At 59.4% G+C, this 14,373-nt stretch carries 6 protein-coding genes; 1 reads left to right on the forward strand and 5 read right to left on the reverse strand.

The window, feature by feature from the left end; genetic code table 11:
- Window positions 1-21: 21 nt before the first annotated feature.
- Together GA615_RS20045 and GA615_RS20050 are read right to left on the reverse strand one after the other, a co-directional pair.
- Complete coding sequence (locus tag GA615_RS20045; RefSeq protein WP_152053108.1) at window positions 22-2,967, reverse strand: protein kinase domain-containing protein; 2,946 nt, start codon at window positions 2,965-2,967, stop codon at window positions 22-24.
- Window positions 2,964-3,638: a sigma-70 family RNA polymerase sigma factor gene (locus tag GA615_RS20050; protein WP_161602451.1), complete on the reverse strand. Its 675-nt coding sequence runs from the start codon at window positions 3,636-3,638 to the stop codon at window positions 2,964-2,966. The genes GA615_RS20045 and GA615_RS20050 overlap by 4 nt, the downstream gene beginning before the upstream one ends.
- 390 nt (window positions 3,639-4,028) lie before the next feature.
- On the opposite strand from GA615_RS20050, the gene GA615_RS20055 reads away from it, so the two are divergent.
- Window positions 4,029-8,705, forward strand: a complete 4,677-nt coding sequence (locus GA615_RS20055; protein WP_152053110.1) for an FG-GAP repeat domain-containing protein — start codon at window positions 4,029-4,031, stop codon at window positions 8,703-8,705.
- A 70-nt stretch (window positions 8,706-8,775) separates the two neighbouring features.
- Here GA615_RS20055 and GA615_RS20060 read toward each other — a convergent pair whose 3' ends face one another.
- From GA615_RS20060 to GA615_RS20070, 3 genes are all read right to left on the reverse strand, one after another.
- Window positions 8,776-11,421, reverse strand: coding sequence for a trehalase family glycosidase (locus tag GA615_RS20060; protein WP_152053111.1), 2,646 nt, complete (start codon window positions 11,419-11,421; stop codon window positions 8,776-8,778).
- A 370-nt stretch (window positions 11,422-11,791) separates the two neighbouring features.
- Window positions 11,792-12,685, reverse strand: coding sequence for a F0F1 ATP synthase subunit gamma (locus GA615_RS20065; RefSeq protein ID WP_152053112.1), 894 nt, complete (start codon window positions 12,683-12,685; stop codon window positions 11,792-11,794).
- A 3-nt stretch (window positions 12,686-12,688) separates the two neighbouring features.
- Window positions 12,689-14,308 (reverse strand): alternate F1F0 ATPase, F1 subunit alpha, encoded by a 1,620-nt coding sequence (locus GA615_RS20070; protein WP_152053113.1) that lies wholly within the window; start codon window positions 14,306-14,308, stop codon window positions 12,689-12,691.
- Window positions 14,309-14,373: the final 65 nt, after the last annotated feature.

A 14,373-nucleotide genomic window follows, 5' to 3' on the forward strand; every position in this document is an offset into this window, starting at 1 on the left:
CGGCCTCTGCTCCGGCCAGATTCAGTCTTTGCGGACTGGGTTCTGGGCAATTGCTCCCGGAGCGAGGCCGGAACGTTCTAGCCGTGCGCGGCGATCGGCCACCATCGCCTGATACGCCCCCGAACTGGGCGCACGCCGTGACGCCTCCTCGGCCGCCTCGACAGAACGTCGTAGCGCGTCTCCCAACGCGTGCTCATCAACCGGCTCATGCTGCCAATGATTCTTGGCCACCTGGGTCCAGTACTCGCTGATCACAGCGAAATAATCCGGTTCATCCCTTGCCTCGGCAGGGATGGCCTCCAATGCCTTCCCGCACCAGGCGACAATCCTCTCCGAATCGCCGACGCACTCCGCAACTCGACACACAAACGCAAAATCGAGAATCTGCTTGATGTCGACGAGTGTCAGGTTTTCTGTCGGAGGAAGACGCTCGATCGACGTTATGCACAGACTGAAAAGAGCGGCAATCCGGTCACGCTGGGCATCGGTTTGCGCGTGAGCCCGGGCTTGTGATAGACCACTCAGTACAGCAGATCGCTGATCGATTGTAAGATCACGCTCATCAAGGATTTTTTGAATCCGATCCAAACAGTCCTGGAACGTCGGCTGCGGTATAGTCTGATGGGTAAGGATTCGCCCGAGTGAGCTGAACGTACCAATGTAGAAGGGATCGTATCCGGGCTCCGGTTCGGGAAACCGACCTCGTCGAACGTCGATCGACGTCATCAGTCGGTCGAGAGCGTCCGTCGCCTCATCCAACCTGCCCAAGTCGAGCAAGGAAAGAATCATCAATGTCAAGGTGTGGTGAAGTGTCCCGACGACATCGGGATTGCCGGGCGATTCATCGGCTTCGCGTTCAAACAAAGGAAGGCAAGGCCCCAGCAGCGTGACAATCTCGGCGGCGGTCCGCAGGTGCCTTCGATTTTCGTCTTGATCGCCCGCCAGCTCGATCCCGTAGAACATGCTCGTGGCCAGCGAGTATCGGTCCCTGAGATTGATGCCTTCTCTTACCAGACGACGACGAATCGCAAGCTCTGCATCGATATCTCCCAGATTCTGGTAGACGTTCGCCAGGTGGGCCAACGTGTTGTGGTCGTCAGGAGCAGTCTCAAGATGCCCCTCCAGCATCACCTTGGCTTCGATCAGCACTTGGCGACCGGACTCGTCGCCGCAGGCAATCAGATGAGGCCCAATGATCGTTCGTTCCATGGCAGCACGGCGTTGGTTCAACGTAAGAGGCCGGTCGCCAGGCGGGCCATCGCAGAGCTCAAGCGATCGTTTAAGGACCCGGATCGCTTCGGGGAATTCTTGCAGTTTAATGAGCATCTGACCATGCCATTGATACAAGGAGGCTGTATCATGGCGCAAGTTGTCGTCCGGGACATGAGCAAGTGCGGCGTCAAGGGTCTCTGAACCCTCTCGGAAAAGGCGAGCTGCTTGTGTCGGCCGCCCCTCGTGGGCTCTGCGATAGCCGAGTTGATAGACCATCTGGCTCATGGTCCGGAGAAGATCCAGATCATTCGGCCGACTGCGAAGCAGTTCGCGGCAGGCGGGCAGTGCAGCTTCGAGCTCGTCAAGCGACTCCTCACCCCGAGGTATGCTTGGGTTGTCGGCCCTGCTTACAATCGCAAGTAACCGGCCGGCGGCCTGAAACATCTGCTCGGCTTGCTGGCGATTGGACTCGGCCTCGGCCCGGCGTCGCTCGGCTTCGCGAGAGCGTTCGAGCGCCAGACTCTCATTGGCGGCAGCCTCGGAGCGTGCCGCCTCCGCGCGTCCGAGCAAGACCAGCGACGTGGCGCTGGTGAGTGCCAGCCCCATCATCAACGCCGATCCCACCGGATGCCGACGAACGAACCGCGACGACCGTCGCACCGGCCCCATCGGTCGGGCGAGGATGGTCCGGCCTTCGAGGAATGAATCGAGGTCGTCGGCCAGGGCTTCGGCCGTTGCATAGCGACGATGCGGGTCTCGTTCGAGACACTTCAGAGCAATCGTCTCCAGGTCTCTCGGGAGTTTCCTGACGATGCTCCGAGGCAGGGTCGCGCTCCCTTCCAGCACCCGGGCCAGTGTCTCCTGAGGAGATGCCTCCTGAAACGGCGGCCGACCGACCAGTAAGCAGTAAAGAATTGCCCCCAGCGCATAAATATCCGCAAATGTCTCGCTCTTCGCTCCGCTCCCCTGGACCAGTTCGGGGGCCATGTATTCGGGAGTCCCGATCCCGGCAAGGGTCAGCGATCGGGCCGATTCGCCGATCGGCCGAGCCAGGCCGAAATCCGCGACCTTGGGCCACCAGGCCGAAGTCGGAGCATCGCTCGGCGAATCGATCAGAATGTTCCCTGGTTTCAAGTCGCGGTGAATCAAGCCCCGAAGGTGCATATGATGCACCACCCGCGCGACCCGACCGAGCAATCGGGCCGCGTCCCGGAAGGGCATCAACGGTTTGTTGCGTAGGCGATTGGCGAGGGATCCCCCTGCCACGTACTCCATCACCAGATAGGGATATCCGTCGGTCATCCCCACGTCGTACACCTGCACGGCGTCGGGGTGCCGGACCTGAGCCGCGGCCCGAGCCTCGGCCAGGCACCAGGCGCGCCATCTCGGGTCGGCCAGGGGACCGCCGGGAAGAACCTTGATCGCCACTTCGCGGTGCATCGCGGTCTGCCAGGCCTTGAAGACGGTCCCCATCCCGCCCCGGCCTAGCCGGTCGCCCATCACAAACCCTTCGATCTTCGGTGCCAGTCCTACCGGTTCGGCACTGGTCGCCGCCAGCCCAAAGAACGCAGACGCGTTGTCCGGAAATGCCGTGCCGACGGCCTTCTGCGCCACTCCCTCCATCTGCTCCAGGCAGTTCAGACACTCCAGAATGTGCAACTGGATGGCGTGAAGTCGTGAATCGACCTGAATCAGATCATCCGGAGCTCTCAGAAACTGGTCGATCTCGGCGGAGGTCGGGCAGGACTGGCTCATTGTTCGTCCCCTGAGTCATCCATCTCGTCCCAAATCTGCCTAAGCATGGCGAGCACGCGTGCTCTGGCTGCTCGAACCGCGCCAGGTGTCTTGCCCAGGGCCAGCGCGGCCTCGGCCGGTGATCGGCCCTCGATCTGCACCAGCCAGAACGCCTCCCAGGTGTCCCGGCCGAACCGCTCTCGGGCCAGTGCCTGAGCGCGGGCGATGCGATCGCGAAGCACCCGCCAGGAATGCGGCACGTCCCGCTCGTCTCCCTGATCCTCATCGAGAGATTGGGGATCAACGACTGGCCAGGCCCATTGCGTCGGGTCGACGGCCATCATCTTCGTCCCCGCCGCCTGAGCGTCCTGGTCACGTTCCCAGAAGTTCAGAATCGTGCTTCGCGTCAGCGTTCTTAACCAGCCTCGGAACGATTTCGAAGGATCATAGGCAAAGCGCTCTATCGTTCTCGCGAGCCGGATCAGGACCCGCTGGACGATTTCTTCGGTCTCCGCCTCTCTCAAACCATGCCTTCGGCACTCGTCACGAACGACGGGAAGGCACCACTTCACAAACTCATTCCAGGCCTGAAGATCGGACCAGACCCGAACGCGCAACAGCAGGCTGGGTCTGGTCCTCGGCTCAGACTTCGGCTCGTCCGACCTCGACGATCCCGGAGACATGTCTGCCATCTCGCCACCCTCGCGTGCGCGTTTGGTGTACTGATCAATGACAGGGACTCTGCACGGGCTCATGCTCCGATGTTGCAACGAGCATACGCCCCTGCGCGTTCTCGGTCCAGCCGTTTCATCACCTTTTGCGCATCTTTGATTCGCGCAAAGTTGGTCCGATCGCCGTTTGCGCCGACGGTCGGAGATGAGGCAGCCGCTTCCTTCATCACGCTCAAATCGTTCTCCAATTCGATGAGCTCCGAGTCGTGTTCGACCACACGTTGCCAACCGTTCAACCTGACCGTTCCACGCGATGATCCGTAGCGTCGTGCCTTCCCCTTCGAGGCATCGCACGGACGTTTCGTTCTCCCGAGAACGACTGCCCCCCAGCTTTCTTGAGGACCCCACTCGATGCTCCCGATCCTCCCCCGATCGTCCATGCCTCAGGCTTCCGCCGGTCGTCGGCTCCCACTCGATCCATCTCGATCGGCACGCCGACGTGTAGCCTTGCAACCCTACCTCGAAGGGTTGGAGCGCAGGGAGTTACTCACGGACGTTTCGGGCCCTATAGTCACCGACCGCACCTACACCGACCCAAGCGATCCGATTGTCTTTGTTGGAGACACTCGGATTGAGCAGGGGGCCACACTGACGATCGGTCCAGGAGTTCCGGTCACAATCAATCGCGGGGCCACGCTGACCGTCAACATTGGGGAGTTCGTCGTCGACAACAGTGGAACATTCCGGCTTGAGGGTCCGAGGGTCGGCGACTCACGGTACGGGAGAATCGTCGTCGCGGCCAACGGCGTGATGAACGTGACCGGCACCACCATCACGGACAGCGGCTCCGATATTGCTTCCATCGACGTCCAGAGCGGCGGACGGTTGCGGGCCAGCAACAGCACGATCGACCTGGGCCAAATCATCCTCCGCAATGGCAGCCGGCTCGACGAAGGCGACCTGGTCGGCAACCGCATCGACTCCTCCCTGAGCATCAATGCCACCGACCTGCACAAGCTCGACGACAACCGACGCTTCCAGGACATCAACATCAACCCGGGCGGGCTCGGAGCGGGGCAGGCTGCCGAACTCTCCCTCAGGGGCACAGAAACCACGGAATATCTGCGATATACGTTTGGTGGTTCGTTCGTCATCGATACCGGGGCAGCCTTGACGGTTCGCCCAATGGTCGATGTCCTGATCCAACGTGGTTCGACACTAACCGTCGGTGGGACGCTGTCCGTCGATCAGGCCAAAACCATCCGGCTTGAGGGTCCGAGGGTCGGCGACTCACGGTACGGGAGAATCGTCGTCGCGGCCAACGGCGTGATGAACGTGACCGGCACCACCATCACGGACAGCGGCTCCGATATTGCTTCCATCGACGTCCAGAGCGGCGGACGGTTGCGGGCCAGCAACAGCACGATCGACCTGGGCCAAATCATCCTCCGCAATGGCAGCCGGCTCGACGAAGGCGACCTGGTCGGCAACCGCATCGACTCCCCCCTAAGCATCAACGCCACCGACCTGCACAAGCTCGACGACAACCGACGCTTCCAGGACATCAACATCAACCCGGGCGAATTGCAGTCTGGAGAGGCCGTTGAACTGCGGACGATTGGGACTGAGTCCATCAACGAATTGCGGTTTGTGTTTCCGGGGAATTTTTTGATCGGGAATGGTGCGTCGTTGGCTGTCCGGCCAAGCGTTTCGGTCCTGCTTCGTCGCGGTTCGACCCTCACTGTGGGCGGGACGCTCTCGGTCGACAATGGTGGGCCGTTCCAGTTTGAAGGGCCAAGGGTGGGCGACTCAAGGTACGGGATCATCGTCGTCGCGGCCGACGGCCTGATGGATGTGACGAAAACGTCCCTCTCCGGCTCCACTTCGACCCTCATCCGTGTCCAAGAGGACGGCAGCCTGAGTGCCACCGGAAGCACGTTCGACGTGTCTCGTCTCGTCCTGGAGGATGGATCGACGGCCTCTCTGCTCTCCAGTTTTCTCAATCATCGACTTGAGGTCCATAGTGGGGCCAACATCGACATTACCGGAAATAGCATCGACGTCACGAACGCTGCAGAAGTCTTCGCCATCGGTGACCCATCCACCGAAATCGACATGCGGTTCAACTACTGGGGGACCTCCGTAACCTCTCAAATTGAGGACAAGATTACTCATCGACCTGATAACGATCCCTCCACTCGGCCGCGTGTGATTTATCAACCATTCCTTTCCAACGCAGAAGACCCGAGCCCTGGTGTACTCGTCCTGCCTCGGTCCGGCCTCATCACGACTCCCGTCAAGACAGCGACGTTCAGCGTTCGTCTTGAGAGCCAGCCAACAGAACCGGTCACCATCAACCTGAGCAGCTCAAACCCGTCGATCGGTAATCCGAATGTCGAATCGCTCCTTTTTACCCCCGAGAACTGGAACACTCCCCAGGTCGTGACGATTGAGAGCACCTCGGAAGATGAAGCCGATTACTCGATCATCACCTCGGCGGCAATCAGTGAGGACGATCTCTACGACGGGCGCATCGTGGCCGATGTGCTGGTGAGGAATCTCGGCTCCTCGACCTCCAATGTCAGCGTCGAGTCGGATGCCATCGTGGAAATCAACGAGTCGGGCGAACAAGGCTCCTTCGACATCCGACTGATTCGGCGGCCGACCGCTCCAGTGACGATCACCCTCACCAGTTCGAACCCGGACGAAGGGGAACTCTCGCAATCGTCCATCACCTTTAACACCGACGACTGGGCCACCCCTCGTACGATCACGGTCACGGGCAAGCCTGACTATCAACGCGACGGCGACACCACGTACACGATCAATGGGAGCACCTCCAGCAACGATCGCATGTTCGACGGCTGGCCGTTTCCGGAGGTCACGGTTGTCAACCGGGACATCGACACCGCTGAGGTGCTCGTGGACAGACCTTCGAACCTGTCGACCACCGAGGCCGGGGGCACAGCTCAGTTCTCCGTCCGGCTCAGTTCGCGGCCGACGGCGCCGGTCACGGTGAATTTCTCCAGCTCCGACCCGTCGGAAGGGAACCCCGTCCAACCGTCCCTGACTTTCACGGCAGCGAACTGGTCCACCCCGCAAACCGTGACCGTCCGGGGTGCCGATGACGACAACGCCGACGGCAACATCTCCTACACCATCCGCGGCATCGCCACCAGCGACGACCCGAACTTCGATGGGGTCGAGGTGGCCGAATTCCCGGTCGTCAACGTCGACAACAATTCCTTCGCGATTCTTGCATCGCCCACCTCGAATCTGTCCACAACCGAGGCAGGTGGCACAGCTCGATTCTCCGTCCGGCTCGGGGCCAGGCCCAGCGCCCCGGTGACGGTCGATTTCACCAGCTCCAACACGTCGGAAGGCGTGCTGCCGCAATCGTCTCTCACCTTCACCGAGACGAACTGGTCCATCCCCCAGGAGATCACGGTCCGGGGCGTCGACGACGATGTCGCCGATTTCAACATCGTCTACCAGATTTCCGGCCTCGCCCGTAGCACCGACCCTGACTTCGACGGACTCGCGATGCCGGCCGTTTCAATTGCGAATGTGAATAACGACACAGCCGGCGTCACTGTTTCGCAATCGAACCTGGCCATCAACCGGGTGCCGGGGCCGAACCACTCGGGCACCTTCACCGTCGCGCTCAACTCGCAACCGATCGGCAATGTGACGTTTGCGATATCCTCTGAGAATTCGTCCCAGGCCGAAGTTGATGTCAGTTCCATCACCTTCACCACAGCCAACTGGAACGTCCCGCGCACCGTGACCGTCACCGGTGTCTATGATGGAACACCTGCCAATCCGGCACCGTTCCCGGTGGTCGTGGAAGTCTCCTCGTCGAACGATCCGAACTACCCGGTCGGCACCCGTGAAACCGTTCAGGTCACCGAATCTCGACAGCAAATCGAGGTCGAAGGGGACTACGACGGCGACGGTCGGGCCGACCTGGCCCTGTATCACTTCGACGAGGACCGGGGGGTCGGTGTCTTCTCGATCCGCCGCTCCTCCGACGGCCAGACCCAACAGATCGACCTCGCCGACATCGGACGCAACTCCGTGCCGATCTCCGGCGACTTCGACGGCGACGGCATCACCGACGTCGCCGTGAGTGACCCTTACGCCATCGTCGGCGATGGTTCCGTGCCGAATGCCACGGGCTGGGTTTTCTTGCTCTCAGGGAGCAACAACAATCGGCGAGATTTCCGATTTGGAGCCCCCGGCACGCTCGACCGCCCCGCTCCGGCCGACTTCGACGGCGACGGCATTACCGACATCGCGACCTTCCGCGCCAGCAGCGATCTCACCCCTGGGGCCGCCGAGTGGTTCATCCTTCCCTCAGGAGGGGGATCCGCGTTCCGAGTGGCGTTCGGTGCACCGGGCGGCCTGGACCTGCCCGCCCCGGCCGACCTCGACGGCGACCGTCGGGCCGACATTGTCACATTCCGCCCCGAACGGACCGCAGAGGACATCGCCAATGGAGTACCCGATGCCGCACAGTGGTTCGTCCTCCCCTCCAGCCTCAATGACCTGGAGTTCAGCAAGCGAGACGGGGCTTTCGGCTATACATTCGGTGCCTCGGGCAATGCGGACCAGCCCTCAGTCGCCGACTTCAACAACGACGGCCGCGCCGACATCGTCGCTTTCCGATCAGTCAGCGACCTCGCCCCCGGCTTCGCCCAGTGGTTCACCTTGCCCTCATCGGGCGGTCCGACAACGTTCGCGAATGGTTTCCAGGTGACCTATGGCTCTGCCGGCGAGATCGCCGCTGTCGCTGATTACGACGGCTACGGCCGGCCCAGTTACACGGTCTTCAATTCCCTGACGGGGGACTGGACCATCGACGCGGCCAACACCAACGGCCAACCTTTCGGGAATCCCCGAACCGTCCGTTTCGACCCGACGGGACAACGTGGGGTTCCCGTGCTTAGCCCCTTGTGGTTCCGCATTGAGGCGACACGGGGAGAGGAAACTGCCAGCGCGATTGCAAGCGCTCGGCACTCAAACCGCCTTCAACTGCTTCCATCGCTGGTTGATCAACTATTATCCGATCTCGCCGCAGACTCCTGAGCAAAGCTGTCGAGAGACCGACCAGCAAGTTTCTTGCTGGTCGGTCGCCAAAGATGGTTGAGAGTCCGCATCACCTCGCTCCCTCTCCCCTACCCTCTGGGTGCACGCCAACCCCTGCCCAATGGGACGAACGAAGAAGGAGGTGCTCGTTCTCTCGTTCGATCAGTTGACCATAGAGTTCCAGGAACACCGCGTTCGTCCAGGCGAAGCCCGATTCGTTCGTGGTGTCGCCAAATCGAATGTCAAGGTCCGATTCCCGGCGAACCACGTCGTATTTCTCAAAGGTTGCCCGATGCTCGGCGAACTCGTCGAGCACCATCGAGAGAAACGCGACGCAGATCCGGTCAGCCACCTCATGGTGACCATAGCGCCGCAATCCTTGAACCGCGATCAGGTGCATTGGCGCCCAGCCGATCGGAGCATCCCACTGGCTACCACTCTCATTGGTACTGGTTTGCAACCCGCCGGGCCGTTCAAAAAGGTGCAAATTTGCCACAACCCGATCGGCCTGACCTGCGTCAGCAAGCCCGGCCCAGAGTGGATAGAAAGTCGTCACGAAGGGATATCGTCCCAGCTTTTTTTCGACGAACTGATAATCATAGTACAACCCATCTTCTTCGTCCCACATCAGTTCGTTCATGGTCGACTGCCTCTGTTTCGCACGACCAATCCAGCCCGCCGCAGCTTCTTTGCGATCGAGTATTATCAGGATTTCGCCCAAATCCGACTCCATCACGAACAACAACGCATTGAGACAAACCGGGTTGTAATTCACGACCTCAACCCCGAACGGACCGAATCGATCCGTCGGGTTGAAGCCCGATTCTCGCATGGAGCGATCGCCCTGATAGAACCGCGAAGTTAACTCTCCGTTCTGGAAGTAGGCTTGGACATCGTATTCCCTGACAAGATATTTCTCGAAGTATTCGGAAACACGATCGTAATGTGTCCTGCCGAGCCGATCCCGTTCCTTCGAGATCACCTCGGGCGCCGGCCCCCAACCTGCATCGTAATAGCGCGAGAGGCCCGTATCCGACACCAGATGCGGCGCTTCGGTCCAGTAGCGGTGATACGCTTCAATTCTGGGAACGGATTCCTCCAGCCAGGCCCGAGCCCTGGTGGGATCCCGACGTGAAAACTCGTCGTAGACTCCGAGAATCATCCGAGTGAGAAACGGCGGCTGGGAACGTGTTAGATAATCGGTATGATTGGCGTTTAGAATCTTACCGTAGTGATCGATCTCGTAGAGGAAATTGTCGACCATCTCCTTGGCCAGATGAACGTTGCCGGAGCGGAGAAGGCCAAGCTGAATGAAGTAGCTATCCCATCCATACATCTCCTGAAACCGCCCGCCAGGAGCAATGTAGGCATGGGGAAGGAAGAGTGGACCAGGCTTCTGGGCCACTTCTGATGGAATCGGACGAGGAGCAGCCTGACTGGTCCGTCTCAAGGTATTCCATCCACGATCGATCTCAAGAATCAGCGAACGCAACTCCGAACGTCGCCGAATCTGCTCCATCCGATCGACCAGTTGGCCTTGCACAACCACCGCGGCTCCCGCCACGAGACTGAGCGATGCAAATCCGAGGATCAATCCAAGGGCCGCCGCCGAAGGCCGACGGCGGGCCCACCGCCAGGCTTTGACCCAGGGTCCAACTGGTCGGGCCTGGATGGGAAGACCGGATCGCCAGCGAACCAGGTCCGCAGCCAACTCCTCTGCCGAGTCGTAACGATTGGCCGGATCTTTCTCCAGGCATTTCAGGCAAATCGTCTCCAGGTCACGATCCACTCGCCCGTTGATTCGACTCGGAGGCTTGGGTGGTTCTTCCCGGACCATTGACAGCGTCTCGAGCACCGTAGAGCCACAAAAGGGCGGCCCTCCGGTGAGTAACGCATACAGGATGACTCCGAGTCCGTACACATCGGTCGCCGTGGTCACAGCTCCACGATCACCCGACGCCTGCTCCGGAGCCATGTACGGCGGTGAACCACAAATATCTCCCGATCGGGTCAGGTCCGAGGCGTCCTCGATTCGCTTTGCCAGACCGAAGTCGGTGATATGCGGTTGCCCGTTCCCATCAAGCAGAATATTCGACGGCTTGAGATCGCGGTGCAAAATCCCGCGTCGGTGGGCATACTCCACAGCTCTGGCGATCGTGATCATCAGTTCGGCGGCGGCCTGAGGATCGTCTCGAAATTGAGATAAACGCTCGGCCAGATCTCCCCCACGGAGTAGCCTCATGCTGAAATAAGGATTCCCTTCGTACTCTCCGATTTCATAAATCGGGACAATGTTCGGATGATCAAGTCCAGCAATGACCTCAGCTTCGGTCCGAAATCGCAAGAGTTCCGATTCGGATGCAGGACTCCCAGATCGGATCAACTTCAACGCAACCAACCGCCCCAGACTGAGTTGACGAGCCTCGTGCACGATTCCCATACCGCCTCGGCCGAGGAGGTCAAGTAACTCATAGTCGCCGAAACGTTGCTCCGGATGAACTTGACTCTCTTCCCTTTGAGTCGGCTCCTTGAAATCGCCAGCGACCTCATCGGCAGTCCATGAGCACGTTTCCTCCCCATCTCCGTCAGATCCAACCCGATCCGACAGGGTATCATCGAGGAGAACCTGCCTGACCACACAGGAGGGGCAAAGAGGACCAAGAGCATCGGATGAGAGAATCGCCCCACACCGGGGGCAAGGCACGTGCGGAATCATTCATCATGCTCCCTGCGGCCATCGAGAGGCCCTCTTTGAGAAGAAGACCCGAGAGAACAAGACCCGAAGGCGCGTCGAGCTTACAGCGAGGACCAGGAATTGCTAAAAAACGAACACAATCAAGAGAGCTTGAATCTCCTCAACATCCCGCAACAGGTGATCGGAATTCTTGACCCCAGAGACGGGGATTCTCGAGTGAGTTCGGTGTTTGCGCGAACTCAAACAACCGACTCAACACCATAAACATTCTCGCAAAATTTACGATGAGCATAAAACCGGCTTTCATGATCGACTTCTACTCTCCGATAGCACATACATGTCCAGCGACTCCAGCGATGAACCTGAACTGAACCAAATTCAACGAGAGCATCTACTTATCTTGTTTGGTAGAGAGCGCTTCGAATCCTGCCGCGACATCAAGCAATTCCTCAGTAATCGCAAGCTGACGGCGCTGCTGGTAAAGCATGGTGAGTTCGACAATACGTTCTTCGATATTTCGCTCGGCCCCCTGCATCGATGCGAGTCGGCTCGCGTTTTCGCTGGCCAAGGACTCGGCGAAGGCTCGATAGAGCGAGACAAACAAATACTCATGAACAAGCGAGGAAAAGAGGCGGTCCCGGTTCATGGTAAACATAGGAACCTGATTCGTCGGCCATTTCCGTTCCTGCAACGTATGAAGCCAATGGTCATCAATGGGCAAAAGATGCGTTGTGCGAGGACGATACGAGGCTCCAGAATGGTGCTCCGCATAGAACAGCAACACCTGATCGATTTGCCATTCGTCTCGCCAGCGGTCAATTCTCAGAAGAAGATCCTGTACAGCGGGTGTGATCCCGGAAGTTGAGCCAGGAACCGATGCGGTCCCTTCGAGCGGTTGCCCTGCATCTTCGAGCCGCCCTGCGATGCGATGACCGACAGCGAAAAGTGCTCGTCCTTCACGATCGACTCCAGAGGCATCCATTTCGTCGATCGCATGACGGGCCACGTCGTCGTTGAGTTGGCCGCACATCCCTTGATCCGATCCGAAGACAACCGCCCCGAGGTTTCGACGGGGGGCATTGCGCGTCACGACCCGTGATCGCGGAACTTGCCGAAGCACAATTTGCAAACCCATCTCGACCGCTCGACGATACTGATCGAGCGAACGTTCCGCCTCCTCATACTGACGAATATTCACGACCGCAAGTGCTTTCATTGTCTTGACAACCGAGTATAGATCTTCCGCGGTCGCCAGTTTGTGCTTCAGGATCTCGGTTGTCTGCATCTGCTAACCCCTGGCTTGATCGTGCTCGGAGTCGTCCAGGTTTCGGTGTTCAGCCTGCGAGGCGTGATCGTCGAACTCGGATTGAGGACTCGCCAATCGATGCCTCTCGATCACCGTTCGAGCAACTTCAACGATGGCATGCCGATCGACCTCTTCCAGTGGTTTCCCCGACTGAATTCGCTCACATACCTCAGGCAATTGCGCTGTAACGGCCTCTCGGACACGTGCTTCCAGTACCATGACACGCTCGACTGGAACCTTGTCAAACAGGCCATGATTAATCGCAACAAGCGCGGCGAGTTGCTGAGGGACTGGCAACGGATCGTACTGGGCCTGTTTCAGGACCTCTCGGACCCGACGACCCCGTTCGAGCGACCTGCGTGTTTCTTCTTCAAGCCGGGTTCCGAATCGTGCAAACGCCTCCAACTCCTGGAATTGGGAGTACGCGAGTTTCAAATCGCCCGCGACCGCCCGGTACGCCGGCAACTGAGTCTTCCCTCCCACGCGAGACACCGATCGCCCAACCTCGATCGCCGGAAGAATTCCTTTGCGGAACAGGTCTGGCGAAAGGTAAATCTGCCCATCGGTGATCGAGATCAGGTTCGTGGGGATGTATGCTGAGAGGTTCTGTGCCTCGGTCTCAACGATCGGCAGTGTCGTCAGCGAACCCCCTCCTAGCTCGTCGTTGAGGTGGGTCGACCGCTCGAGCAATCGAGAATGAATATAGAAAATATCGCCTGGAAATGCTTCACGTCCTGGTGGGCGTCGCAGCAAGAGTGACAACTCGCGATACGCCCAGGCGTGCCGAGTCAGATCATCCAGGACCACCAACACGTCTCGACCTCGATCTCTGAAGAATTCTCCCATGCTCATTGCCGCATAGGGCGTTACAAACTGCAAGCCAGGAGGATCTTTCTCGGAAGTGGCGACGACAATGGTTTTCTCTCGAATTCCGAAGGTTTCAAGGTCGTCCACAAGCTTTGCGACCGCCGACATCCGCTGGCCAATCGCACAGTAGACGCAAAGTACCTCCGTATCGCGCTGATGAATCATCGCGTCGAGTGCAATGGCCGTCTTGCCAGTCTGCCGATCACCAAGAATCAGCTCCCGCTGACCCCGCCCAACAGGAATCAGCGCATCCACAACCTTTAAACCTGTTTGGAGCGGTACTTTCACAGGGGCCCGATCCATGATTCCAGGAGCTGGCCGCTCGATCGGCAACCGCTCCCGGGTTTTCAGCGGAGCCCCCTCGTCAAGTGGACGTCCCACCGCGTCGACAACCCTTCCCAGCAACGACGCTCCGACCGGGACATCGAGCACCCGCCCCGTTCGTCGCACCTCAGCTCCTGCCGACAAACCCGTGCTGTCATCGAGGAGGACGATGCCGACTTCCTCAGGATCGAGGTTGAACGCCATCCCGAGAGCGTTCCCGGGGAACCGAATGACTTCTCGAGCCCGAACTTCCGCAAGACCGCTGGCCCGGGCAACACCTCTCCCGACAAACGTCACACACCCGACCGCTTCAACGACCGGCTCCACCCGGTACGCTTGTACGGTACGATCCACCACATCGAATGTCTCTTCAAGGATCCCGAGGAGTCGTCCGTTCGCATCCCATTCCATCTGATTCCGCCCTGTTTCGTTGAGGCGTTGACGTCGATGATCCCTCGGTTCTGGAGAATCACTCG

This window comes from Tautonia marina (assembly GCF_009177065.1).
GTDB classification, from domain to species: domain Bacteria; phylum Planctomycetota; class Planctomycetia; order Isosphaerales; family Isosphaeraceae; genus Tautonia; species Tautonia marina.

Excerpts from the sequence above, each read along its gene's own strand:
- GA615_RS20050 (WP_161602451.1), bottom strand. The coding sequence starts at position 3,638 with ATGGCAGACATGTCTCCGGGATCGTCGAGGTCGGACGAGCCGAAGTCT.
- GA615_RS20045 (WP_152053108.1), bottom strand. The coding sequence starts at position 2,967 with ATGAGCCAGTCCTGCCCGACCTCCGCCGAGATCGACCAGTTTCTGAGA.
- GA615_RS20065 (WP_152053112.1), bottom strand. The coding sequence starts at position 12,685 with ATGCAGACAACCGAGATCCTGAAGCACAAACTGGCGACCGCGGAAGAT.
- GA615_RS20055 (WP_152053110.1), top strand. The coding sequence starts at position 4,029 with ATGCTCCCGATCCTCCCCCGATCGTCCATGCCTCAGGCTTCCGCCGGT.
- GA615_RS20060 (WP_152053111.1), bottom strand. The coding sequence starts at position 11,421 with ATGATTCCGCACGTGCCTTGCCCCCGGTGTGGGGCGATTCTCTCATCC.
- GA615_RS20070 (WP_152053113.1), bottom strand. The coding sequence starts at position 14,308 with ATGGAATGGGATGCGAACGGACGACTCCTCGGGATCCTTGAAGAGACA.